Genomic DNA, 23244 nt, shown 5'->3' on the forward strand with positions numbered 1-23244 from the left:
TTAGTAAACAATGCCTAAGCCGGACCGATTGAGCCCGCGTGACGGGAGTGACTATGTGGCAAGCGTAAGCAGCTTGGTTCAGCACTATTGCACTTGCGAGAATTGCTTGGGAATGCCTTCTGCGACTATTGCCGGGCGCAACGCTCTTGAGGAGCTGAAATACATTGTGGCCGAAATTGAGCGTGATATAGCCCATGTAGACATAACGCTGGTGACTTCGCTGCTCGGTGTCTATGATGCTGCTCATCGAATAGCTCGCGGAAGGAAGGCTCCGCAGGAGTTTGTCGACCGACACTGTGAACGCGTGTATCAGGCATGGCTTAAGGGTGACAAGCGCATAACCGACACTGAAATATTTCAGATAATAGGTCGCCTGATGATGCGCAATCCTGCATCGGTGCCCGACAACCGAAGTCGATGGTACTTTGACAAGATGCTTGACTGGTGTCGACAGATAAGGGAGTTTGGACGGTTTGAATGTACGAGTCGAGCCGAAGCCCGCATGAGGGCCGCGATATTTGTCAATACCGACCTGATGGCCGCCGACCGCGACATGTTGAAACGCCGTTGTGCAGCCCACTACCAACCCGTCGCCACATCTTGACCATATACGAAATACGTTCCTGATTTACATATAATTGATGACTATGAATATTGAAAATGGTCCGCGCATAATTGAGTTGCCCAAGTTTTTGGACAAACGCGGAAATCTGTCATTCATCGAGGAGTTTAAGCAAATACCGTTTAAAATCGAGCGTACCTATTGGATTTATGATGTACCCGGAGGAGAGCATCGTGGAGGGCATGCCTATCGTGAAAATGAGGAATTTATCGTAGCTCTTTCAGGAAGCTTTGATGTAGTCCTTGACGATGGCATTAATAAGACGACTTATTCACTTAATCGCTCCTACTACGGGCTCTATGTGCCTAAAGGCATTTGGCGGGAGATGAACAACTTCTCAACCAACTCACTTGCATTGATACTCGCTTCAACTCCTTACTCTCAGGACGACTATATCCGCGACTACCAAGAATTTAAAAATCGTTGAGATGATTGGATCTTTGCAATCACTACGAGGAATATTTGCTATTATGATATTCCTCCATCATTTTCCAATAAATGGGAAAGGGTGGTTCGATGCTGGTGGCCCTTGTGGAGTGGATTTTTTCTTAATTCTTAGTGGTTTTGTATTATGTGTTGGATATGAAAATAAAGTGTTATCATCGGATTTTCATTATCGACATTTTATATTTAAGCGTCTGATAAGAGTTTATCCTCTTCATATATTTTGTTTATTAAATTGGTTGATAATTCAGATTATTGCCACATTATTAAATTTTAATGTGATTTTGAAATTGATTCCAAATATTGTTTTATTGCAGAGTTGGTTTCCTTTTCAAAGCATATATTTTTCAGGAAATGCGGTATCTTGGTGTTTGTCCGATTTAATGTTTTTTTATTGTGCTTTTCCATTTCTAATAAGAATATTTGTTAGAAATAGAAAGAAGGCCGTCTATTCTATGGGTATAATAGTTTCGGCATATCTGGTTTTGATAAACATTATTCCCCAAGATAAGATACATTATATTGCATATATTTGTCCATTGACACGACTTATTGATTTCATAATAGGAATGTTACTATGGCAATTATACATTTCAATAGAATCAAGTGTATTTGTTAAACGAATAACAGATATGCATATATCATTTAGGACATTAATTGAAATTATTCCGTTACTGATTTTAGGAATTGCTATATGTATATATCCTTATATTGCTGAATGTTATTCCCCATGTGCATGGTGGTGGATGCCTATGGCTATATTGATATTGACTTTAACTGTATTTAACAAATCGGGGGGGGGTATTTCCATACTGCTCAATAACCGCTTTCTATTGATATTTGGAAATATAAGCTTTAGCTTCTATATGTTGCATCAGATTATAATTAATGTATCAATAACTGTTTTTAGCCATTTGAATTTAAGCATTAACATATATTTGATAATGTCTATTACATTTATAATCTCATTAATAACAAGTTTATTAGTTTACAGATATATAGAAACTCCAATAGGCCGCTATTTGTCATTAAAATTGAAATATATTAAATGTTGAAGAATCCTAATGTTTACGACTGCTCTGTTATTGAGTTGCCAAAGATTGAAAACAGGGCAGGAAATATAACACCTATCCATCCGGGAATTAATGTACCGTTTGATATTCGGCGAGTATTTTATTCGTTTGACATCCCGGGTGGAGAAGCTCGCGGAGCTCATGCACACAAAGAATGCCATCAATTCTTGATTGCTGCGAGCGGGAGTTTTGAGGTTGTTCTTGATGATGGAATGAATAAAAGAACCGTATTACTGAATCGCCCGTTCTATGGATTACATATCCCACCAGGAATATGGGCATCAGAACAGAGCTTTTCCTCAGGTTCGATATGTCTGGTCCTTGCCTCCGAAGGATACTCGGAAGAGGATTACATAAGGAATTATGATGATTACATGTTGTATGTTAACATAAATTCACAATTAGGGGGGGTGATTTAACTCTTTTTATTGCCGCTTCGCTCTATTATGGCATAGCGGCATGAAAAAATCAACTGTTTACGACTGCTCGATGATAGGGCTTAATAAACATCATAGTGAACGGAAAGGTAATCTTTCGGTTGTAGAAAATTATGATACAGTGCCGTTTGAAGTTAAACGTACCTACTATCTATATGATGTTCCAGGAGGGGAAAGTAGAGGAGGGCATGCTCATAAGGAACTTAGTCAGTTGATTATAGCGGCAAGCGGAAGCTTTACAGTTACTCTTGATGATGGAAACGTGAAGCGTACCTTTTTGCTTAATCGACCCTATCAAGGATTATACATTGTACCAGGTATATGGCGAACACTTGATGATTTCTCGTCAGGGGCTGTATGCATGGTTCTAGCGTCAGAAGGCTATACTGAAGATGACTATATACGTGATTACAATAATTTTATAGAATATAAAAATGATTCATCCATTATCTGATGTGAAATCAGCAAATATCGGCGAAGGAACTAATATTTGGCAGTTTTGTGTAGTGTTTCCTGAGGCTAGAATTGGTCGAAACTGCAATATATGCGCTAATGTTCTGATTGAGAACGATGTCGTGATTGGTGACAATGTGACTGTTAAGTCGGGAGTTCAGTTGTGGGACGGTTTGGAAATCGAAGATGATGTATTTATCGGTCCAAATGTCACTTTTACCAACGATCTGTTTCCGCGCTCAAAGGTTTATCCTGAGAAATTCGAAAGAACAGTCATAAAACGTGGTGCATCAATAGGGGCCAACTCTACTATCATAGCCGGCCATACTATAGGGAAAAATGTAATGATTGGGGCCGGAAGCATCGTCACAAAAGATATTCCAGACAATGAGCTTTGGTTTGGGACTCCGGCGAAATTTGTAAAAAAAATATAATTATGATAAAGTTTTTAGATTTAAAGAAAGTGACTGAAAGTCACGGTGATGAAATTAAAGAAGCCGTATCACGTGTAGTTGATTCGGGATGGTACCTTCAAGGTAAGGAAGTCGAAAAGTTTGAAAAGGACTATGCCGATTTTATCGGGACGAATGAGTGCATCACTTGTGCCAACGGTCTTGATGCCCTGATATGGATTTTGCGTGCCTATATCGAGCTTGGTATAATGAAACCGGGCGACGAAGTGATAGTTCCAGCCAATACCTATATCGCATCCATTCTTGCCATAACCGAAAACGGATTGGTGCCGGTGCTTGTTGAGCCCGATATAACTACTTATCAGATCGACCCAGACAAGATTGAGGCCGCAATCACTCCACGAACCAAGGGCGTGCTGATAGTGCATCTTTACGGACAATGTGCCTATACCGACAAGATCGGAGAGCTGTGTAAGAAATATGGGCTTAAGCTTATTGAAGATAATGCTCAGGCTCATGGTTGCAAGTTCAATGGCCGTCGCACAGGTTCGCTCGGCGATGCAGCCGGACACAGCTTCTATCCGGGAAAGAATCTTGGAGCACTTGGTGATGCCGGTGCAGTGACTACTGATGATCAGGAGCTTGCCACAGCCATACGTGCGCTTGCCAACTACGGCTCGTCACGTAAATATGTGTTCAAGTACACAGGACGTAACAGTCGCATGGATGAGATTCAGGCAGCGGTGCTTGATGTTAAGTTGCGTCACATCGATGAGGACAACGCTCGCCGCAAGGAGGTGGCCCGCATGTATATCGAAGGAATAACCAACCCTCGAATAGTTACTCCAACGGTAAAGGACTGGGATGCTCATGTGTTCCATATTTTCCCTATACTTGCCGATAACCGCAACGCGTTGCACGATTACCTTGCCGACAATGGGGTACAGACAATAAGCCACTATCCCATACCGCCTCACAAGCAGGAGTGTTACAGCGACTGGAATTCATGGTCGTTTCCGATTAGTGAGCGCATTCATGCTCAAGAACTGTCACTACCCATATCGCCCGTAATAACTGATGAAGAGGTTAACGAAGTAATACGACTAATAAACGCATGGAAATAGACGATGCCAAAAAGCCTTTCTTTTCGATTGTTATGCCAGCATATAATGCTGAAAAGTTTATTGGCGAAGCAGTTGATAGTGTTATAGCACAATCATTTCATAATTGGGAACTTGTAATTGTTGATGATTGTTCTAATGACAGGACCTCTGATATTATTAAGAATTATATTGATAAAGATAATAGAATAATAGCTTATAAAGCTTCTAAGAATTCAGGAAGTGCTTTTCAGCCTAGGAAGAAAGCTATAGAAATGGCTAATTCAGAATGGATTCTTTATCTTGATTCAGATGATTACATAGAGAAGGATTATTTATCAAATTTTTATTTTGCGATAGAAAGTGCATCGTTAGATTTGGTATTAGGCGAAATGGTTTTTGTAAACGAGTATGGGGCTTCAATTGGAGTTACCTTGCCTCTCCCAAAAGTAAATACGACAAAGAAATACAAAGGAAGAGAATTAGTAAAAGATACGTTGAATGGATGGGCTATTGGGTTTAATTGTGCGGCGATAAAAAAAAATATTCTTATGAATATTTTTGATTTTTTTGATATCAATTCATCCTCTCTTGCAGACGACGAATTGATGTCAAGATATATACTCCTTAAGACTAATGGAGTAGCTTTTGTCGATGCTAAATATTATTATAGAATTAATCCAGAATCAATAACAAATAGAGTAAGCGTTAAAACATTTGATATTCTTGATTCAGATATATCTATTTTAAATTTAATTGAAAAGGAATTTGGAGCTTCTTCACTTGAAATGGAAAGAGCGGCAATAATGCAGTTCCATGATTTGTCGCGCTGTATCGTCATCTTATGCACAAATAAATTCAGTATAAAAGATAAAATAAATATTGAGAAAAAGATAAAACATAGTTATGGACATATAAAATGGTCATTATTGAATGGTAAAGTTAATCGATTAAAAATTTTAGCAATGCGTAGTGGCCTTAAATCTTTTAAATTGATGTATAAAATATATGAATTCACTTGGCGGCGAAAATAATTATAGAGGCATAATAAAAGGAACGGTTGCATTTGGGGGAGTTCAATTTTTTCAAATTATAGTAAACTTAATACGGGGTAAATTTGTCGCATTATTTCTCGGGCCGAATGGAATGGGCATATCGTCGCTATATAATGTCGCTGGCAACACTTTGTGCCAATTTGCATCACTTGGGTTAAATTTGGCTATAGTAAAGGAAATTGCTGTAAATAAAGAAAATAAAGAGTCTTTAGCAAAAATAGTTACCCTTTCTCGTAAATTGATTCTATGTACGGCAATATTAGGAGCGTTTATATGTATTATATTTAGTCCATTATTGAGTAAATTGACATTTGGTACCACAGGATATACTATGGGGTTTATTGCTCTGTCGATAATGGTTTTTTTTACAGTTTTAGGTGGTGGTGAAATGTCAATATTGCAAGGACTACATTATGTCAAACCATTATCTTTTGCCTCGCTAATTGGGGCTTCTGTAGGACTAATCGCCGGAGTTCCTTTATATTATTTTTATGGTATAGGCGGAATTGTCCCTGCAATGATTATATTGTCAGTATCAATGTTCGTATTTTATTATTATTCTATTCGCCGTAATATAAAATTTGATAAAATAAAGATTATTATTAAGGAAAATAAGGAATCTATCAAGAATTTAATTTCTATGGGATTGACATTATTGGCGGGTGCAATGATGGGCACTGTGGCTAATTATGTCTTAAATAATATTATAAGAATATTTGGCTCGATTGAAAATGTTGGCTTGTTTCAAGCTGCTAATTCTATTGCGAACCAATATGTAGGGATGATTTTTACAGCGATGGCATTAGATTATTTCCCAAGATTGACAGCAGTATCAAATGATAATACTAAAATGCGAGTTGTAGTAAATCGTCAAATTGAGGTTGTGCTAACTTTGATTGCACCAATAGTTTGTTTGTTGATATTAACATCTCCATTGATAATACAACTTTTATTGACAGATTCTTTTTATCCTATTCTCCCATTAATGAGGTGGATGGGTATCGGTATTATATTTAGAGCATTGTCATTTCCAATGGGTTATATATCATTTTCAAAAGGGAATAAAAAACTTTTTTTGTGGACAGAAGGAATTTTAGGAAATACATTTAATCTTATAATTGGGGGCACTATGTATTATATCTTTGGATTAATTGGTTTAGGTATAAGCATAGTTGTCGTATATATTATAATGAATATATTATACTATTTAACAAATTACCACTATTATAATTATAGTATCGATTTAAGGATATTAAAAGATAGTTTTATTTTTATATTCCTTCCAATATTGGTATTTGTTGGAAGCTTTATTAAAATTATCTGGCTTTCATATTTTATTATGGGAGTTATGTCAATTTTTATGTGTTTTATTTCTTTTAGAAAACTAAGAAGAATGTTTAGTGTAAAAGATAAAATTCTATAATATGGAAAAATCAAAGGTCACTGTAATAGTATTGACATATAATCAAGAAAATACCATATCAAGAACAATTGAAAGCATCTTAGAACAAGTGACAGATTTTAGTTATGAGATACTGATAGGAGAAGATGCTTCAACAGACAATACTCGGAATATTGTTAAAAGATATTGTAAGCGATATCCTGATAAAATACGATTAATGCCTGAAAGTCCGAATAAAGGAGTATATCGAAATAGTTTCGAATGTTTACTGGAAAGTAGAAGCGAATATGTTTCATTTTGTTTTGGAGATGATTTTTATTGTAATAAGAAGAAGCTTCAATATCAATTAGATTATCTGGAAAAACATCCTTCATGTGTAGGTATTCATAGTGAGATGAAACACTTTGATTGTAGGACTAAAGAAATTATTACGCCACCTTTTAGATCTGAAGTTCCAGAGGGAAACTTAGATAAAATAATCTTTTTTGAACATATAGTATTTACTCCTACGTTGATGTTTCGACGAAGTGCTTTATCTGATGAAAAATTAAAAGAACTCTTAAAAAGATCTTTTAGCGCAGATGACATTGTGTTTTTATGCTATCTGGCACAACAGGGAGATATACATTATACACCTAAATTTGATGTCGTTTACAGTGTTGGTGCAGAAACGACATGCCAATCATCTGATTTTAATAAAAAGTTTAATTTTATGTGGTCAGTATATTCGGCACTTGAATATATATATAACGATTTAAAGCCTCAATACCCAAAGAAAATTTTATTGCGACTAAAAAGATATGATTTATGCCGTTTGGTTTTATCTGGGAAAAATATTAAGACAATAATTAGGCATTGTAAACATTTGTTAACCACTGAATTGATGGGGGTAATTATTGATATGGTAGTGCATGAAAATAAGAAACGACAAAAGATATTTGAACGATATTGTAATTTATGATGGGACTCCCTATGGTATCAGTAATTGTCCTTGCTTATAATCAAGAGCAGACAATATCACGAACAATTGATAGTATATTAAATCAGGATTGTGATTTCCCAATTGAAATAATAATTGGAGAAGATGCTTCTTCCGATAAGACAAGGGAAATCTGTTCGTCATATGCGGGTATTCATGATAATATAATACTTTTGGAAAAAGCGCCCAATAAGGGCATTCTAATTAATTATAATGACTGTTTAAAAGCTTGTCGAGGGAAATACATATCAGAATGTGCTGGAGATGACTGGTGGCACAATAGGGATAAGTTGCGATTACAAGTGTCATATATGGATATGAATCCTAAATGCATTTTGTGCTATACGGATTACAATCAATTTTTAGTTTATAAAAACAAAATAAATGGGAGCATATTAGGTAATTGTAAGATAAATAACAAGGAAATCTTGAATAAAATCTTGGAAGGTTTTTTTATTCCCACACTGACTATAATGTATAGGAGGGATGCTATTGATTACTTTAATATGATTGATTTTAACAATCAAGGATATTTAGCTGAAGATTTACCTATGTATCTGGAGTTATGCAAATATGGAACGTTAGACTACATTCCAGTGAGTACTTCAACATATACTTTAAGAAAAGGATCGGTAAGTCAATTTGCCACTTCTGATAAAATGGTCATCTTTATGGAGAATATGCGCAAAATAAAATTGGATTTTATACAAAAAAATCAAACCATTACACAAGTTGATAAAAATGAGATTAATAATATATACGATAAACTCATTTTTAATACTGCTTTCTCTATGTGTGATTATAATATAGCGAATGAATATTATTCTAAAATCATAGGGAATAAGAATATGTCTATAAAGATTAAAAATATTATATGCCATAATTTATTTTTATTTAAAATTTATACTCTACTGAGAAGAATTATATGATACCCAAAATTATACATTATGTGTGGATTGGAGGCAATCCTATCCCGCCTAAAAACCAACGCTACATAGACCATTGGAAAAAAATTTTGCCCGATTGGGAGTTTAGGCTTTGGAATGAAAGTAATTTTGATATGTCAGCATCTGCATTTTTACAAAAAGCTTATGATTGTAAAAAGTGGGCATTTGCTTCAGATTATATACGAATAAAGGTCATGTATGATATTGGAGGTGTGTATCTTGATACTGATGAAGAACTTATCCAGTCATTAGATCCTTTTTTGTTTCATGATGCATTTTGGGGATTGGAATCAGGATTACGAATGCAAGCAGGAGTATTTGGATGTATAAAAAAGCACCCTATATTAGGTGAGATTTTGGAATATTATAATAATTTAGATTTTAAAAATGAAGCTAATCCATTAGTTATAGGAGATCATATATATAAAATTATTAAAGAGGCAAATCCATCCTTAGAACTAAAGGAAGAGATAATTAGTATCGATGGAAATATGGTGATTTATCCAAGTCATTATTTTTGTCCTGATTTGGCTACTCTCAATATCAATGAAAATTCCTATACTATCCATCATCCGATGGGTTCATGGTTGCCATTTCGTGCAAAAATAAGAAAACGATTATATCTTTTTCTTGTATCTAACAAATTATTCAGGTTATTATATCGGGTGATAAAACGATAAGATATATCTATTGTTTTCTATGGCCGTCTATTATTGCATTTTTAGCTTCTTGACTGCTCTGTCTTTTATTGACTTAAATAAGATAGAAAGAATACATAGAACTGCTCTAATCTTTACTGTGGGCAGCATATTAATTTTATTGGCCGGTCTTAGATGCGATAATGCAGACTGGGATTCATACTCACAAATATTCATTAATATAACCAAAGGAAATTTTTTTGCATCATCTGATATTGGATTTAATCTGTTTCTATGGCTGATAAGTTTAGTCACTAAACAGCCTGTTATTATGTTTATTATTATTGCATCAGTATCCGTATCTCTTAACATTAAATCATATAATAAATATACAAAATATATCTTTGTTTGTATCCTTGTCTATTTTGTGCATAATTATGCGCTAAAAGAAATGATACAGATACGTGTCGGTATGGCGAGTGCCATATGTTTGTATTCAGTGCGATATATATATGAGAAAAAATATAAGCAATTTTTATTTATATGGACATTCGCCATTACAATACATTTTACTGCATTAATTTTTTGTTTAGCTTATTTTGCTATTCGTGCAGAATTTAGTAAGAAAATATTGCTTAAAGCTCTTGTATTCAGTGTTATCGTTGGTTCAATATATCCTTTAGGATCAGTGTTGAAAAATTTATTGGATATAAATGATAGACTTGATGCTTATATTGCATATGGTGATTCTGGTTATGCTCAAAGTCTTGGCATTTGGACAAATATGAACGCGATTAAATGTTTAATGATATTTTTTGCGTTATATCATTATTATGATGCCATTTCAAAAACGCAACCTTATTTTAAAGCGCTATTCTATTCTTATTCAGTAGGCATTTGTTGGCTTATTTGTTTTAATGATTTTGCAATAATAGGAGCGCGTATGTCGAACATTTTATTGAGCGTTGAACCGATATTGTTAACATCTCCATTATATATAATCAAAAATAATTCTAAATATATATATATTGTTGGGCTTGTAATATTGGCATACGTAATGTTTAATTTGAATGTAGATCCCAATAAGATTATTCCGTATAATTTTTATTTATCGAGATATACACTATGAGGATAGCAATGATTTTGCCGAGTCTGGAACAATCTGGTCCAGGAATAGTCGCTAGAGATTTATGTCGAGAATTCATTTCACTTGGACATGAGTGTTGTATTTTTTATTTTACAGATAAATTTGGACTTGAAATTCCATGTCCTGCAAAGAAAATCTATACAAGTGAGGATGTAAATCCTCAAGAATGGGATATTATACATACTCATGGTTTTAGGGCTGATAAATATGCATATAAAATAAAGAAAAAAATAAGGGCTTCTTCTTGTAAATTAATATCCACACTACATCAACCAATCTCAATAATTGAACTTAATAAATCATTCAATATCGCCAAATCTATTATTGGATCATTACTTTGGCATAAATATCTAAAATGTCACGATAAGATAGCTGTTCTCAATTCTCATACTTTAATTCATTTATCTAAAAAAATCAGACATAAAAGCTCTGTAATATTTAATGGGAGGAGTTTTTTGATTAATGATATAAATAATGAAAAAGATTATTGTCTAATCAAAAATTTAAAGTCGAAATATCGAATTATAGGAACTAATTCTGGTATAAATAAGAGAAAAGGACTGGAACAAATTATAAAAGCATTACCTTTACTTCCTGATTATGCGTTCATTGCAGTTGGTGATGGCGAAGAACGAAACAAATTAATTGAACTTGCCGGTAAACTAAAAGTATCAGAAAGATGTCTATTTCTAGGTTTTCGTCCAAATTCTACTGATTATCTCCAATTCTATGATATATTTATAATGTGTACAAGATCTGAAGGATTTCCATTAGCATTTGTTGAAGCGGCATCCTTAGGATTACCTACTGTCTTATCCGATATTCCTATACTTAAATCAATTGTTGACTCTGATTATGTTTCATTTTATCATATTGATGATATTCCATCCCTTGTTAATTCTGTATTGTCTGCAACAAAATCAAGTAAAGGAATTCTGTTAAAGAGTTTTTATGATAAAGAGCTCACATCATCTGCTATGGCAGAACGATATTTAAGATTTTATCAAAAAAACTGATTTTTATTCTGGTCCTAAGATATAATAGTGTTGCAACAAATATATTCTCTCGGATATGATAATAGAATCAGTATGTAATAAATATTCTGTTTGGGATATCATTAAGCTAATGTATTTTTTAGTAATTACTAAATTAATATATCCTCGCCAAAGAATTATTCGCCGTCCATTTACAATAAGAGGAGGCAAGATGATTGATTGGGGAAAGAAACTGACAACAGGTGTCGGTTGTCGTATTGAAGCCTTTATTGCTGACGGAAACAGTAATTCAAAAATCCACTTTGGCGACAGGATTCAGCTCAATGATTATGTTCACATCTCCTCTGTGAAATCTGTAACGATAGGGGATGATGTTTTAATAGCTTCACATGTATACATTTCCGATAACAGCCATGGTAGCTATAAAGGGGATAAAAACGACACTTCTCCATTAATAATACCAACAAAACGTCCTTATTATACAGCCCCTGTGAAAATAGGTAATCGGGTGTGGATTGGTGAAGGAGTAATTATTATGCCAGGGGTAACTATCGGTGATGGATCTATAATAGGTGCGCATTCAATCGTAAACAAGGATGTTCCGGAAAATACCATTGCCGCAGGAAGTCCGGCTAAGGTAATAAAACATTGGAACGAAATTACCCAAAAGTGGGAAAAATCTTGAGCATTTTTGCTTCCGTACTAACAATTAAATAATTCAAATATGATTCGAATCTAATATTTATAGATTTATCATGCAATAAAAAAATTGACAACCTTTAGTGAATTGTATTTATGATAACAGCATCAATAGTGGCTTTCCATACCAAACACGATGAGTTGAAGCGACTTTTGGATTGTGCTTTGACTGGGTATATTGATCGATTGTTCATTATCGACAATTCTTCAAATGATGAATTGAGGGATTTTGTTAAGGACAACGATAAAGTGAATTACATTCACAGCCTTAATTTGGGATATGGTTCGGGGCATAATGTGGCTATCAGGAAATCCATAGAGATGGGGGCTGACTACCATGTTGTACTCAATCCCGACATCTATTGGAACGACAATGTAATTGAAAGATTGTGTGAGTTTATGGATGCTAACTCTGATTGTGGACTTGTAATGCCAAAAATTGTATATCCATCAGGTGAAACTCAGCATTTGTGTAAATTGCTGCCATCGCCAATGGACTTAATCGGGCGTCGCTTCATACCAATTAAAAGCTATCAAAAGAAACATGATTATCAGTATGAGCTTCATTGGACCGGATATGACAGTATAATGGAAGTGCCTTCTTTATCGGGATGCTTCATGTTTATGCGCTGTTCTGTTTTGAAACATGTAGGAGGATTTGATGAGCGTTACTTCATGTATGCTGAGGATCTTGACCTTTGCAGGCGCATAGGAGAGGTGTCGCGTACAATGTTCTACCCAAATGTCGTAGTGGTACATGAATATGAAAAAGGTTCCTATAAGAGTGGCAAATTATTAAAGTATCATGTAGCCTCTATAGTCAAGTATTTTAATAAATGGGGATGGATTTTTGACCGTAAGCGCATTGAGAAGAATCGCAGCTGCATCGAGCAACTTAAGCGAATACATCGAGAATGACTTGTGGTTGTGTGAAATTGGGGTGGGGAGGTGTTTGTTATCTAAGGAAATAGCGTTATATTTGCAGAAAATTCATTTTGGATCAAGCGGGATTGGGTGTCGCTTAGGCTCATCTCGTTGCATTTAATCGTTCTTTAAGAAATGAAAGGAATAGTTTTGGCAGGAGGATCGGGCACTCGTTTGTATCCGATTACCAAAGGGGTTAGCAAACAGTTGCTCCCGATTTATGACAAGCCGATGGTGTATTATCCTATTTCGGCATTGATGCTTGCCGGAATTCGTGATATTCTGGTGATTTCAACTCCGCAGGATTTGCCTGGGTTTAAGCGTTTGCTGGGCGATGGCAGTGACTATGGTGTGAATCTTAGCTATGCCGAGCAGCCGAGTCCCGACGGATTGGCTCAGGCGTTTATCATCGGTCGTGAGTTCATCGGCGATGATGCTGCTTGTCTTGTGTTGGGTGACAATATATTCCATGGCGCAGGATTTTCCGGTATATTGAAGGAGGCTGTGCGCACGGCCGAGAGCGAAGGTAAGGCTACAGTGTTTGGATATTGGGTTGACGATCCCGAGCGTTACGGTGTCGCCGAGTTTGATCACAATGGTAACTGCCTGTCGATAGAGGAGAAGCCTGAACATCCTAAGTCTAATTATGCCGTTGTTGGATTGTATTTCTACCCCAATAAGGTGGTTGATGTTGCTGCGGCGATCAAACCGTCGGCACGTGGAGAATTGGAAATCACTACTGTTAATCAGGAATTTCTTAAGGATGGTGAGTTGAAGGTGCAGACTTTGCCCCGAGGCTTTGCTTGGCTTGACACCGGTACTCATGATTCGCTTGCCGAAGCTTCAATCTATGTCGAGGTGCTTGAGAAGCGCCAGGGACTCAAGATTGCCTGTCTTGAAGGTATCGCTTATCGACAGGGCTGGATTTCACGTGATAAAATGGTTGAGCTTGCGCGCCCGATGCTGAAGAATCAGTATGGTCAATATCTTCTGAAGGTAGTAGAGGAGGTTGAGCGCACCGGATGTAAAAATTTGGATTGATAACTTTGGGTTATTGTTTTTCAATTTCTGCAAATTATAACGATGGAGGTAATAAAGACCGATATAGAGGGCGTGGTGATAATTGAGCCGCGCTTGTTTAATGATTCTCGAGGATACTTTTTTGAGAGCTACTCAAAGCGCGAATTTGACGAGAAGGTGCGTCCTGTGGATTTTGTCCAGGACAATGAGTCATGCTCGACACGTGGCGTTATGAGAGGATTGCATTTCCAGCGTCCGCCATACACTCAGTCCAAGCTTGTGCGTTGTGTCAAGGGACGGGTGCTTGATGTGGCCGTTGACATACGCAAGGGTTCGCCTACCTATGGTCGTCATGTAGCAGTTGAGCTAAGTGAGGAAAATCATAGGCAGTTTTTTGTTCCGCGAGGTTTCGCCCATGGTTTTGCCGTGTTGAGCGAAACTGCCGTGTTCCAATACAAGTGTGACAATTATTATGCCCCTCAGGCCGATGGTGGCATATCTATTGCCGATGATTCGCTCGGTATTGATTGGCGTATCGACCCTGCATGTGCCATTCTGAGCGAGAAGGACACGAAGCATCCTTTGCTTGCCGACTTTGATTCGCCGTTTGATTACAATGTCGACCAATATAAGCAATAGTAAATTTTTTCGGCTTATTTGACTAATTGGTAAAAACAATAAATACAATAAAGATAATGAAACGAAATATACTCATAACCGGCGGCGCCGGATTCATAGGTTCACATGTTGTGCGACTTTTTGTCAACAAATATCCCGATTATCACATCGTAAACCTTGACAAACTCACCTATGCCGGCAACCTCGCCAATCTCAAGGATATAGAGGATCGCCCCAACTATACATTTGTCAAGGCCGATATCGCTGATCTTGACGAGATGCGTCGTATAATCGTAGATCATAAAATTGACGGCATTATACATCTTGCCGCCGAGAGTCATGTCGACCGCTCAATCAAGGATCCGTTCACATTTGCCCGCACAAATGTGATGGGAACACTCGCTTTGCTTCAGGCGGCCAAGGAATATTGGGAGTCGTTGCCCGAGAAATATGACGGGAAATTGTTCTATCACATTTCGACCGATGAAGTTTACGGAGCACTTGAACTCACCGACCCCGAAGGAATTGAGTCGCCGTTCACCACTACGGCTTCATCGACCGAACATCATCACGCCTACGGTTCTGAATTTTTCCTTGAAACAACCAAATACAATCCCCACAGTCCCTACAGTGCCTCAAAGGCGTCGAGCGACCACTTTGTGCGTGCCTATCACGACACCTACGGAATGCCTACAATTGTAACCAATTGTTCCAACAACTACGGCCCTTACCAGTTCCCCGAAAAGTTGATACCGTTGTTTATAAACAATATACGCCACGGCAAGCCGCTGCCAGTCTACGGCAAGGGTGAAAATGTGCGTGACTGGCTCTTCGTTGAGGACCATGCCCGCGCCATCGATTTGATATTCCATAAGGGAAAGGTTGCCGACACTTATAACATCGGAGGATTCAATGAGTGGAAAAACATTGACCTTATACGTGTGATCATACGCACTGTCGATCGTCTGCTCGGTAATCCCGAAGGTCACAGTGAGCACCTCATAACCTATGTCACTGACCGACTTGGTCACGACATGCGCTATGCCATCGATTCGCGCAAGCTTCAGCGTGAGCTCGGTTGGGAGCCGTCGCTTCAGTTTGAGGAAGGCATCGAAAAGACCGTCCGCTGGTATCTTGACAATCAACCCTGGATGGACCACATAACCTCGGGCGACTATCAGCGCTACTACGAGGACATGTATGCCAACCGCTAATTACCCACTACTACATCACATATACTACTACGGCGCACCGGAATTCCGGTGCGCCGTAGTAGTATAATATATATTGTTAAGCCTTTATTATTTTCCGATTACGAATCTGATACTTGTCTTTTGACAATATTTTGGCTGTTCCATAGAACAATCCTTCAATCAATCCATATCCATTTTTACGGTATGGCACTCCATTCCAATAATTTGAAATGCATTCCGGTAATGTTTTGTTGTGAGTAAGCACGATATTGTCAGGCGCTAACAACTCGGCTGCGCCTTCATACCATTCGGTGTCCAGCCAAATAAGTTTGCCCTTTTCTAACAGAATTTTGTATAGCACAAAATCGCAATCATCTCTATATTTATAATGAATCCACGCGTCCATATCTTCACGATTTCGGGCAACAAATAGACAATCTTTTCGTGATGGATATTCAGGAAATTCATTGAGCCGTGCTTGCTCAAGTAGATTCTCCGCTTCTTGTTTATAGGATGGTGCCGATGAAAAATCTCTTTCCGAGATGGGAAATTCAAATGGTTCATTTACCTCGTATTGCCGTTTCGGAATTCTTACGACATGATACACTATTACTCCGCTTACATCGTTCAATACACCCATATTTAATTTAGGTTTATTATTGCAGTCGGCTTGTGACATTGTGATCAATTTTATTATTCAGATACAAATGTATAAATTTTTATTGTACAATAATGTCCGTTGCAAAAAATTGCCTTTTAATTGAAGTATTGCTCGGGAGATATTTATGATTTTATTTCATAAACTCGGGTCGGTTTAATTTGTTATCCAATATGAAGGGAATAAATAATTGTGTCATACAATATGTTGATTCCGGTAAATTAAACGTTTAAAATTATATACTAAATATAGCATAAGTGAATAAAACAGACATAGCATTCGGACGAAATGTTCACAAATGCCGATTGGCAATGAGCATTTCTCAGGAAGAGCTTGCATTTCGCGCAGGTCATCATCAAACTTATATAGGAATGGTTGAACGTGGCGAATGTTCAATCTCGCTTTTAAATGCAAAGAAAATTGCAGATGCGCTGAATGTAAAATTAGATTACTTAATTGGGAATGATGATTAAAAGAGAATACTAAATGTAAATACATCCTACCGGCTTGCACGTATGTCAATGTCGTGGAGAGGCACGGAGTATTGCTAATGTTATCCACAATTTTTAAAAAAAGCGTATGACAATACAATCAGCATTATCAAGCCGAGGTTTTCACCGTAAAAAATGAAGGCATTGCCGATAATGATGTTGTCGCAAGCTCCCAAATACATAATCGTTTATCGGTCAGCTTCATAATTATCAAGATAGGCCGTTAGTCGTGTAAATGAAGATTTCATTTCTACTGTAAAATTTTCCCGTTTCACAATTTGCTGATACATTTGTTTAACATCCTCGTAATCGCTATTACGAGATAATTTGGCTGAAATCAGTCCAACCATGCAATGAGTATCAAGTCCGGAACAATATGGACAATAGAGTTCTATCGGTCTTGTATTATATAAGGCATCCAAAGCAGCGATACTATTGTATTGTGACATAAAATCCACAGCAAGAGGTAAAATTGGCAATAACTCATTGTTAAGGTCGAGCCAGTTGCAAGCAAAATTATTGTCAGTAAGCACAAATCTATCCGTATTTTTCACTTGCATCTGCCAATGCAAGTCCGGATTAAAGCCATTAGATTTTATTGCCTGAAGCAATCTCAGATTTATAAATGCTGAATGATTCAAATGGAAACCATAGGCATTGCAGATGGCAGTTATATCACTAAAATCCACACTGACATAAGGAAAGAGATGTATCTCAAATCCCCAAGAATTTGTAGTGAACCATATTTCTTCACTTCTGTTGCCAATTCTCCTGCTTAATGCAAATCTACTTTTGACAATCTTAAATCCATTGGATGTTGCAAAAGGCTCCAATTCCGAAAATATGCGATTTTTAATGTCTTGTATTTTCATAGCCAGTTATTTTTAAGTACGCGACGTGAATAGAATGGTGCGTAAATGAAGAATAGGCATACATTCAGCAATATATAGCCGGGAGTGTCATGCCTTACGGCAATTGAAATGTTCTTTTGTATAAAGGCGATTATCGCAATTATCAATCCGAGATAAAATATCTCGCCAATTTGTGACTCAATCAGCGGGGTATAGAACACTGCCGCGAATGTGTATAGCAGCCAAAATATCTGCACATTGCGAAGGAATAGATATACATTGCGCTTTGAAAATGCCGTTGATGTCTGTTTGCTATCTGTTTTACCACTCAAGAAATATAAGCTCAGGAAGGGATTGATAAAGAAGTTCCCGCATAAAATCAATGACAGATACCTGCCGCCATATTGTTCCCGACTAATACGAATGTTGGCAAATAACAATCCCATCGCCGATGCCATGAGCAGGAGTTGTGCAACTTTAGCCACATCGGAATGTAGCCACAATTCACGATCAAGCCAACCGCCACTAATTCCGACAATCAAGATAACGGCGTAAATCAACAACAAGAAATTGCCGACAATGGCAGATATGTACAATAAATTCTTCATTCAAAGCCTATTGTTAATGCTTTAACGGTATAATTCCAGCTCCAAATATATATTACCCACATCAGCCCAATACCAATGAGAAGGCAGACAAGTAATGCGATTCCAATATCTTTATGCCTATTTCTAAACGCATAAACCACGTTTGCCAACTGCGCCATTATCAGTAAGACATTCGCTACCAACAGACACCTGTTGACAACTGCTGTTTCTCCTACAAAAAGAACTGCAAAAGAAGCCACGAATGTGATTGCAAATAATATGACAATCGGCCATTTTGCTTTGTATATCAGTTTCATCGCTTGCCTCCTTTCTCTTGATTCCTGATTGACTTTTTCGGAGCAGGTCTGACAGCATCATTCGGCATCATATTTTCAAGCATATCCCTGACAGACTGCTGAACCTTGATTTTTAGGTATACCGATTCTTGACGGTTATGGTCGATGGTTTTCAGATACAACGTATTATTGTCATGCCAGAAGATAGTGCGAAGCCCGGACTCTTCTGCCTGACAGTATAGTGGTTCACCATTATATTGAGTGCTCTTATATGACTCAAATTCATAAAAGTCATTTCCTTCTCGGCGAAAAAATCTCAAATCTAACGGCCAATCGCAATCATAGCCGATCTGCGATACATACATCCCGTTGGCGTTTATAACTGTTGGATAGGCCGCACTACATATATACTTTCCACTCTCGGAGTCAAACCACCATATAGAATCGTCATGCGGACTGTCCGGGATTACAAAACCATACAACTTCAATTCCGGAAGATATAATAACCGTTGTTTGTTAAACCCAACCCCGTCTGCTTCTATCACGTAATATATTTCTTGTCGGATGACAGAATCAATCCGTTCAAACTTCGCCTGCGATTCTTTTAACACCATACTTACGATTTCGTTGTCGGCAATGGAGTCTGCCGGAATTACATTATAGCATGAAAACTCCTTTTCAGCATTGGCATATTCAACGTAGCTTATTTGCTCTACTGAGAAAACAGCTTGGGCGGATGCAACAGCAGCACTTGCTATCACAATCAGCATTATCCAAAATATACGATATACCGGTTTCATATCACTATTCTTTCACCGATATCTATTTTTATAATCTTGTTGATTGTATTAATCCATGTTTTCATCGTTGGCCTCCTTTCAGTACCTCTATGAAAGTTCTGACTTCTTGCGGTGAGAGATTGCCAATAGCATTTTTAGGGAATGACAACTGGGTAAAGTCGTTATTAAAAATCGTCACACTCAAACTATCTTTTCCAAGAAAATCAATATTATAAGTTATGGAATCTTCATACACTATTTCTCCTCCTTCGTAATTAATTTCAACGAAGTTGTCTGGGAAAACAAATGTACCGTAATATTTTTGCGACAACAACGGCTGGACTTGATACAGACTGTCAATGAGAACCGATATGTCACTGGCATGACGATGATAACGTGCAGAATCAATAGGAATAACCCATGCGGTAGGCGATGCCCCGTACTCCAGTCCATACATGCAACCTTTCAGTGTGTCGACTTTGAAACAGTCGACTTTTCTGTTTCCATAATCATACAGTCTGATGCTATGTGACAGTTCGCGAATGAACAGACCCTCTTTTTTGCCTAATCTAGCCATCATAACACCTCTACTTTCATAAAGCACATAATCGCCATCTTCAGCCACAATAAAATGTCGGCCACAGTAAAATAACAGCGGCAATATAAGAATGGCGGGAATGATCGAAAACCAGAAATCTATTCTCAACCACCATTTCAGAAATTTCGGTTTTTCAAGACCTCGGCTGACAGGTAGGACGAGCAGACCGAGAATATAACCTACAACTAAAAGGTTGTTGATTAAATTCCATCGCCACATCACGCCGCTATTCGTCACGTTTATCATCAAGATGACAACAGGTAGGAGCGCGATCTGCACCCACACCATCCACAGCACTATCTTATATCGGAGAGAATCGGACATAGCGGCTATAAATTGAGATTTGCGATACTGTCATTCCATTCAATCACTTCGCCGTCGTGAAACATCTTGTTTCCGGAAACAGCATAGCCATTGCCAATATATTTGAATTGTGACGGTTTTGCACCTCTAAGCACTATCTCCTCTGCGACAGTTCCAGCGCAATCTAAGCCGTCAAAGCATACCTCATTTTGCGGATAATATACATGATACTTGTCTTTGGCGTACTCCGAGCCTTTGCACACACGGAATGTTTCACTATCCGCGCCGACATTCTCTTTTTCAGTGAAATCCGTTCCGACTATATATCCCCAATAAACCTGTCCGCCAATATTATTGTAACCTTCTGCAAAACTATCGACAGGCACGCTTACCCACTCGCCTTTATCGGAAATATTATCACTGCGATAAGAGCAAGAAGAAATTAAGGCTGACATTATTATCAATAAATATATCTTCATCACTATTTCTGCTTTCTATGTTTGAACTTGATGGTTTTCTTGGTGTTGCGCTTGGGGTATTTGACCTTGATTATCACAGGGTCGTCATAACCCTCTGCCTCGATGCGGAGGATGGCCTCCTTTAACGGATAGCCGGCTTCATCGCGCATCCCTGCATCCCAATATATGCGACATGGGTGTTTCTCGTCGACATAATCTGGATGTATATAATGCGTATCCTCTTCACCATTTTCATAAATTCGGGGACTCTCTATATATAGGTCATCAGGATCAATCGGATTTCCTTTTTCATCAATTATATTTAGATCGATAAAATGAAAATCTTCCCTACCTGCCGCAGGTATCATGCCGGCAACTACTTCCACCAATCCTGACAATGCCGATGGATCAGTAACAAGTGTTATCGAGGTATTTTTCATATCTTCTGTTACTACAGCCTTTTTTGTTTTGTAACCGACATATCTTACTTCCAGTGTATCTCCTACTGCTGCCGAAATGCTGAATTCACCGTTGACATTGCTGACTATTCCTTTCCTACTACGGCGATTGAATATAGTACAGCCGACTAAGGGCTCTTTTGAAATAGTGCCGTCGGGCAACGTATCCCCACTCAGTACAATACCTCTGACAGTTATTGTATCTGCAATGACAGGGATGCTCTCTTTCAAAAGGGTCTGCGGTTCTTGCACGGTCTGAGCCTCTGTGCTAATAGGCATGAGCATGGCAAGCGAGGCCGCTGAGATTCCGGCAAGGGCTACGGCTTTTCCGGCAAGGGAACGGGCGCGGAGTTGCTGCTCCAAGTAGCGTACCTCGGACTCACATTTGGGGCACGTACCGAGGCAGTCGCCCTTATAGCGACATTCTGATGTCACGAACTCAATGCCGTTAGCCTCGGCAATCTGTCGGCGTATCTCTTTCAGTATCTTGCAGGTCTGCTTTCCTCGTGCCATAATCAATCTGGGGGTAATTTGAATGTAATGGGAAGAGTAAAATATGTGTTGACTTTTTTGCCATTAATAATGCCGGGAGTAAAATTAGGGAATAATCTTACTACCCGTAAAGCCTCACGGTCAAGAGCAGAATCTTTACCTCGTACTATTTTCGGCTCACAAACACGACCTAATGTGTCAACATAGAACTGTACTACCACACGACCTTGAATCTCCTCCATTAATTGCTCTTCGGGATATTTCAAATGTTGACCTATGAAACGTAACATTTCAGCGGGACCTCCCGGAAATTGTGGCAGCTGTTCAACACAACTGTAAATTCCACTTTCATCCGGATTTTTCGGCCGCTCTTCCGGCATTTCACCTTGTGTTACTACTTCATTAGGATCATGGCTTATCTCACCTTCTTTGATACCTGAAACTTCGATTGCAGAATTGAAAATTGTATCTCTGGTTTTGGATAATAAGCATTCCTCATCAATTTCGCCCTCGAAATCCAATGTATCAGCTATTTCGATCGGTTCGCCCTGCAATGTTTCGTTTGACTGATTCGATGATGATGTGCCGCTGCACCCCGACATGATAATCATCCCTGCTGAGATTCCGGCAATGGCAACGGCTTTCCCGGCAAGGGAGCGGGCGCGGAGCTGCTGCTCCAAGTAGCGGACTTCGGCTTCGCATTTGGGGCATGTGCCGAGGCAGTCGCCCTTGTAGCGACATTCCGATGTAGCGAACTCGATGCCGTTTGCCTCGGCAATCTGCCGACGTATCTCTTTCAATATCTTGCAGGTCTGCTTTCCTCGTGCCATAGTCAGTGTTTGCGGATTTGATAGGTGAATAGATCGAATCGGTTGAAGCCGAGTGCTTCAAGAGCCTTGCGGCTTGCCTCGCGGTCGGTATCGGTGTTATAGTTGGGTATCAACGGTATGCGGACAATGCAGTCGTGTTGTCGCCCGAAGTCGGCTATAAGGCACAGGTTGTCAAGAACAAGGTCGTTTGACTGCCCGGTGTAACTGCGGTAAATATCGGGATTCATATCAATATTGTCCTAAACGTTTTGGGCAAAAATAAAAATAGGAAGTAGTTACTAAGG

Annotated in this window: 30 protein-coding genes; 20 read left to right on the plus strand and 10 right to left on the minus strand. The window is 38.2% G+C overall.

Annotated features, from left to right (window positions below; all coding sequences use genetic code 11):
- Positions 1-10: 10 nt before the first annotated feature.
- The 19 genes from E5354_RS11655 to E5354_RS11745 all read left to right on the plus strand — a co-directional run bounded on the left by E5354_RS11655 (position 11) and on the right by E5354_RS11745 (position 16180).
- Positions 11-604, plus strand: a complete 594-nt coding sequence (locus E5354_RS11655) for a hypothetical protein (RefSeq protein WP_135947556.1) — start codon at positions 11-13, stop codon at positions 602-604.
- Positions 605-647: 43 nt separating this feature from the next.
- Positions 648-1049: a sugar 3,4-ketoisomerase gene (locus E5354_RS11660; RefSeq protein WP_123397202.1), complete on the plus strand. Its 402-nt coding sequence runs from the start codon at positions 648-650 to the stop codon at positions 1047-1049.
- 1 nt (position 1050) lies between these two features.
- On the plus strand, positions 1051-2121 hold the full coding sequence (locus tag E5354_RS14470) for an acyltransferase family protein (protein ID WP_135947557.1): 1071 nt from the start codon (positions 1051-1053) through the stop codon (positions 2119-2121).
- On the plus strand, positions 2115-2558 hold the full coding sequence (locus E5354_RS11670; RefSeq protein ID WP_135947558.1) for a sugar 3,4-ketoisomerase: 444 nt from the start codon (positions 2115-2117) through the stop codon (positions 2556-2558). The genes E5354_RS14470 and E5354_RS11670 overlap by 7 nt, the downstream gene beginning before the upstream one ends.
- A gap of 40 nt (positions 2559-2598) precedes the next feature.
- Positions 2599-3030: a sugar 3,4-ketoisomerase gene (locus tag E5354_RS11675; protein ID WP_135947559.1), complete on the plus strand. Its 432-nt coding sequence runs from the start codon at positions 2599-2601 to the stop codon at positions 3028-3030.
- Positions 3011-3463, plus strand: coding sequence for an acyltransferase (locus tag E5354_RS11680; RefSeq protein ID WP_210433146.1), 453 nt, complete (start codon positions 3011-3013; stop codon positions 3461-3463). The genes E5354_RS11675 and E5354_RS11680 overlap by 20 nt, the downstream gene beginning before the upstream one ends.
- A gap of 2 nt (positions 3464-3465) precedes the next feature.
- Positions 3466-4566: a DegT/DnrJ/EryC1/StrS family aminotransferase gene (locus tag E5354_RS11685; protein WP_135947561.1), complete on the plus strand. Its 1101-nt coding sequence runs from the start codon at positions 3466-3468 to the stop codon at positions 4564-4566.
- Entirely contained in the window at positions 4557-5576 is a 1020-nt protein-coding gene (locus E5354_RS11690) for a glycosyltransferase family 2 protein (protein ID WP_135947562.1), read from the plus strand. Before E5354_RS11685 ends, E5354_RS11690 begins: the two co-directional genes overlap by 10 nt.
- Complete coding sequence (locus E5354_RS11695) at positions 5551-7020, plus strand: oligosaccharide flippase family protein (RefSeq protein ID WP_135947563.1); 1470 nt, start codon at positions 5551-5553, stop codon at positions 7018-7020. The genes E5354_RS11690 and E5354_RS11695 overlap by 26 nt, the downstream gene beginning before the upstream one ends.
- A 1-nt stretch (position 7021) precedes the next feature.
- On the plus strand, positions 7022-7960 hold the full coding sequence (locus E5354_RS11700; RefSeq protein WP_135947564.1) for a glycosyltransferase: 939 nt from the start codon (positions 7022-7024) through the stop codon (positions 7958-7960).
- An 11-nt stretch (positions 7961-7971) separates the two neighbouring features.
- The gene (locus tag E5354_RS11705) at positions 7972-8907 is read left to right on the plus strand and encodes a glycosyltransferase family 2 protein (protein ID WP_168353893.1); all 936 of its coding nucleotides are present in this window, start codon (positions 7972-7974) and stop codon (positions 8905-8907) included.
- Positions 8904-9605: a glycosyltransferase family 32 protein gene (locus E5354_RS11710; protein ID WP_135947566.1), complete on the plus strand. Its 702-nt coding sequence runs from the start codon at positions 8904-8906 to the stop codon at positions 9603-9605. Before E5354_RS11705 ends, E5354_RS11710 begins: the two co-directional genes overlap by 4 nt.
- Positions 9606-9654: 49 nt before the next feature.
- On the plus strand, positions 9655-10692 hold the full coding sequence (locus tag E5354_RS11715) for an EpsG family protein (protein WP_168353894.1): 1038 nt from the start codon (positions 9655-9657) through the stop codon (positions 10690-10692).
- Complete coding sequence (locus E5354_RS11720) at positions 10689-11726, plus strand: glycosyltransferase family 4 protein (protein WP_135947568.1); 1038 nt, start codon at positions 10689-10691, stop codon at positions 11724-11726. The genes E5354_RS11715 and E5354_RS11720 overlap by 4 nt, the downstream gene beginning before the upstream one ends.
- A gap of 55 nt (positions 11727-11781) precedes the next feature.
- Entirely contained in the window at positions 11782-12390 is a 609-nt protein-coding gene (locus E5354_RS14435; protein WP_135947569.1) for a DapH/DapD/GlmU-related protein, read from the plus strand.
- Positions 12391-12500: 110 nt separating this feature from the next.
- A complete protein-coding gene (locus tag E5354_RS11730; RefSeq protein ID WP_135947570.1) occupies positions 12501-13322 on the plus strand; it encodes a glycosyltransferase family 2 protein in 822 nt (273 codons plus the stop codon).
- Positions 13323-13463: 141 nt separating this feature from the next.
- On the plus strand, positions 13464-14369 hold the full coding sequence (gene rfbA, locus E5354_RS11735; RefSeq protein ID WP_123397178.1) for a glucose-1-phosphate thymidylyltransferase RfbA: 906 nt from the start codon (positions 13464-13466) through the stop codon (positions 14367-14369).
- Positions 14370-14411: 42 nt separating this feature from the next.
- On the plus strand, positions 14412-14987 hold the full coding sequence (gene rfbC, locus E5354_RS11740) for a dTDP-4-dehydrorhamnose 3,5-epimerase (RefSeq protein ID WP_123397177.1): 576 nt from the start codon (positions 14412-14414) through the stop codon (positions 14985-14987).
- A gap of 56 nt (positions 14988-15043) precedes the next feature.
- Entirely contained in the window at positions 15044-16180 is a 1137-nt protein-coding gene (locus E5354_RS11745; RefSeq protein ID WP_123397218.1) for a dTDP-glucose 4,6-dehydratase, read from the plus strand.
- Positions 16181-16256: 76 nt separating this feature from the next.
- Here the strand turns inward: E5354_RS11745 and E5354_RS11750 are convergent, their stop codons facing one another.
- Complete coding sequence (locus E5354_RS11750; RefSeq protein WP_123397176.1) at positions 16257-16838, minus strand: DUF2441 domain-containing protein; 582 nt, start codon at positions 16836-16838, stop codon at positions 16257-16259.
- A 236-nt stretch (positions 16839-17074) separates the two neighbouring features.
- Between E5354_RS11750 and E5354_RS11755 the strand changes: the two genes are divergently transcribed.
- Positions 17075-17290 carry a helix-turn-helix domain-containing protein gene (locus tag E5354_RS11755; protein ID WP_262709697.1) on the plus strand — a complete coding sequence of 72 codons (216 nt, stop codon included), beginning with the start codon at positions 17075-17077 and terminating at the stop codon, positions 17288-17290.
- Positions 17291-17496: 206 nt separating this feature from the next.
- On the opposite strand, the gene E5354_RS11760 is transcribed toward E5354_RS11755, so the two are convergent.
- The 9 genes from E5354_RS11760 to E5354_RS11800 all read right to left on the minus strand — a co-directional run bounded on the left by E5354_RS11760 (position 17497) and on the right by E5354_RS11800 (position 23187).
- Positions 17497-18180 carry a hypothetical protein gene (locus E5354_RS11760; protein WP_123397174.1) on the minus strand — a complete coding sequence of 228 codons (684 nt, stop codon included), beginning with the start codon at positions 18178-18180 and terminating at the stop codon, positions 17497-17499.
- Positions 18177-18767: a hypothetical protein gene (locus E5354_RS11765; protein WP_135947571.1), complete on the minus strand. Its 591-nt coding sequence runs from the start codon at positions 18765-18767 to the stop codon at positions 18177-18179. The genes E5354_RS11760 and E5354_RS11765 overlap by 4 nt, the downstream gene beginning before the upstream one ends.
- Positions 18764-19063, minus strand: coding sequence for a hypothetical protein (locus E5354_RS11770; RefSeq protein ID WP_123397172.1), 300 nt, complete (start codon positions 19061-19063; stop codon positions 18764-18766). Before E5354_RS11770 ends, E5354_RS11765 begins: the two co-directional genes overlap by 4 nt.
- Positions 19060-19842, minus strand: a complete 783-nt coding sequence (locus tag E5354_RS11775) for a hypothetical protein (protein WP_123397171.1) — start codon at positions 19840-19842, stop codon at positions 19060-19062. The genes E5354_RS11770 and E5354_RS11775 overlap by 4 nt, the downstream gene beginning before the upstream one ends.
- Positions 19843-19903: 61 nt before the next feature.
- Positions 19904-20743, minus strand: a complete 840-nt coding sequence (locus tag E5354_RS11780) for a hypothetical protein (RefSeq protein ID WP_123397170.1) — start codon at positions 20741-20743, stop codon at positions 19904-19906.
- A 5-nt stretch (positions 20744-20748) separates the two neighbouring features.
- Positions 20749-21201 carry a DKNYY domain-containing protein gene (locus E5354_RS11785; protein ID WP_123397169.1) on the minus strand — a complete coding sequence of 151 codons (453 nt, stop codon included), beginning with the start codon at positions 21199-21201 and terminating at the stop codon, positions 20749-20751.
- Between the two features lie 2 nt (positions 21202-21203).
- Complete coding sequence (locus E5354_RS11790; RefSeq protein ID WP_246863806.1) at positions 21204-22151, minus strand: carboxypeptidase-like regulatory domain-containing protein; 948 nt, start codon at positions 22149-22151, stop codon at positions 21204-21206.
- Positions 22152-22153: 2 nt separating this feature from the next.
- Positions 22154-22960, minus strand: a complete 807-nt coding sequence (locus E5354_RS11795; protein WP_135947573.1) for a TonB family protein — start codon at positions 22958-22960, stop codon at positions 22154-22156.
- Positions 22961-22962: 2 nt separating this feature from the next.
- Positions 22963-23187, minus strand: coding sequence for a hypothetical protein (locus tag E5354_RS11800; RefSeq protein ID WP_135947574.1), 225 nt, complete (start codon positions 23185-23187; stop codon positions 22963-22965).
- Between the last annotated feature and the right edge of the window lie 57 nt (positions 23188-23244).

Source organism: Muribaculum sp. NM65_B17 (assembly GCF_004793735.1).
GTDB classification, from domain to species: Bacteria; Bacteroidota; Bacteroidia; order Bacteroidales; family Muribaculaceae; genus Muribaculum; species Muribaculum gordoncarteri.

Excerpts from the sequence above, each read along its gene's own strand:
- E5354_RS11780 (WP_123397170.1), bottom strand. The coding sequence starts at position 20,743 with ATGTCCGATTCTCTCCGATATAAGATAGTGCTGTGGATGGTGTGGGTG.
- E5354_RS11675 (WP_135947559.1), top strand. The coding sequence starts at position 2,599 with ATGAAAAAATCAACTGTTTACGACTGCTCGATGATAGGGCTTAATAAA.
- E5354_RS11795 (WP_135947573.1), bottom strand. The coding sequence starts at position 22,960 with ATGGCACGAGGAAAGCAGACCTGCAAGATATTGAAAGAGATACGTCGG.
- E5354_RS11655 (WP_135947556.1), top strand. The coding sequence starts at position 11 with ATGCCTAAGCCGGACCGATTGAGCCCGCGTGACGGGAGTGACTATGTG.
- E5354_RS11695 (WP_135947563.1), top strand. The coding sequence starts at position 5,551 with ATGAATTCACTTGGCGGCGAAAATAATTATAGAGGCATAATAAAAGGA.
- E5354_RS11670 (WP_135947558.1), top strand. The coding sequence starts at position 2,115 with ATGTTGAAGAATCCTAATGTTTACGACTGCTCTGTTATTGAGTTGCCA.
- E5354_RS11750 (WP_123397176.1), bottom strand. The coding sequence starts at position 16,838 with ATGTCACAAGCCGACTGCAATAATAAACCTAAATTAAATATGGGTGTA.
- E5354_RS11730 (WP_135947570.1), top strand. The coding sequence starts at position 12,501 with ATGATAACAGCATCAATAGTGGCTTTCCATACCAAACACGATGAGTTG.
- E5354_RS11785 (WP_123397169.1), bottom strand. The coding sequence starts at position 21,201 with ATGAAGATATATTTATTGATAATAATGTCAGCCTTAATTTCTTCTTGC.
- E5354_RS11775 (WP_123397171.1), bottom strand. The coding sequence starts at position 19,842 with ATGAAACCGGTATATCGTATATTTTGGATAATGCTGATTGTGATAGCA.
- E5354_RS11790 (WP_246863806.1), bottom strand. The coding sequence starts at position 22,151 with ATGGCACGAGGAAAGCAGACCTGCAAGATACTGAAAGAGATACGCCGA.
- E5354_RS11660 (WP_123397202.1), top strand. The coding sequence starts at position 648 with ATGAATATTGAAAATGGTCCGCGCATAATTGAGTTGCCCAAGTTTTTG.
- E5354_RS11800 (WP_135947574.1), bottom strand. The coding sequence starts at position 23,187 with ATGAATCCCGATATTTACCGCAGTTACACCGGGCAGTCAAACGACCTT.
- rfbA (WP_123397178.1), top strand. The coding sequence starts at position 13,464 with ATGAAAGGAATAGTTTTGGCAGGAGGATCGGGCACTCGTTTGTATCCG.
- E5354_RS11710 (WP_135947566.1), top strand. The coding sequence starts at position 8,904 with ATGATACCCAAAATTATACATTATGTGTGGATTGGAGGCAATCCTATC.
- E5354_RS11720 (WP_135947568.1), top strand. The coding sequence starts at position 10,689 with ATGAGGATAGCAATGATTTTGCCGAGTCTGGAACAATCTGGTCCAGGA.
- E5354_RS11680 (WP_210433146.1), top strand. The coding sequence starts at position 3,011 with ATGATTCATCCATTATCTGATGTGAAATCAGCAAATATCGGCGAAGGA.
- E5354_RS11700 (WP_135947564.1), top strand. The coding sequence starts at position 7,022 with ATGGAAAAATCAAAGGTCACTGTAATAGTATTGACATATAATCAAGAA.
- E5354_RS11745 (WP_123397218.1), top strand. The coding sequence starts at position 15,044 with ATGAAACGAAATATACTCATAACCGGCGGCGCCGGATTCATAGGTTCA.
- rfbC (WP_123397177.1), top strand. The coding sequence starts at position 14,412 with ATGGAGGTAATAAAGACCGATATAGAGGGCGTGGTGATAATTGAGCCG.
- E5354_RS14470 (WP_135947557.1), top strand. The coding sequence starts at position 1,051 with ATGATTGGATCTTTGCAATCACTACGAGGAATATTTGCTATTATGATA.
- E5354_RS11685 (WP_135947561.1), top strand. The coding sequence starts at position 3,466 with ATGATAAAGTTTTTAGATTTAAAGAAAGTGACTGAAAGTCACGGTGAT.
- E5354_RS11690 (WP_135947562.1), top strand. The coding sequence starts at position 4,557 with ATGGAAATAGACGATGCCAAAAAGCCTTTCTTTTCGATTGTTATGCCA.
- E5354_RS14435 (WP_135947569.1), top strand. The coding sequence starts at position 11,782 with ATGATAATAGAATCAGTATGTAATAAATATTCTGTTTGGGATATCATT.
- E5354_RS11765 (WP_135947571.1), bottom strand. The coding sequence starts at position 18,767 with ATGAAGAATTTATTGTACATATCTGCCATTGTCGGCAATTTCTTGTTG.
- E5354_RS11760 (WP_123397174.1), bottom strand. The coding sequence starts at position 18,180 with ATGAAAATACAAGACATTAAAAATCGCATATTTTCGGAATTGGAGCCT.
- E5354_RS11770 (WP_123397172.1), bottom strand. The coding sequence starts at position 19,063 with ATGAAACTGATATACAAAGCAAAATGGCCGATTGTCATATTATTTGCA.
- E5354_RS11705 (WP_168353893.1), top strand. The coding sequence starts at position 7,972 with ATGGTATCAGTAATTGTCCTTGCTTATAATCAAGAGCAGACAATATCA.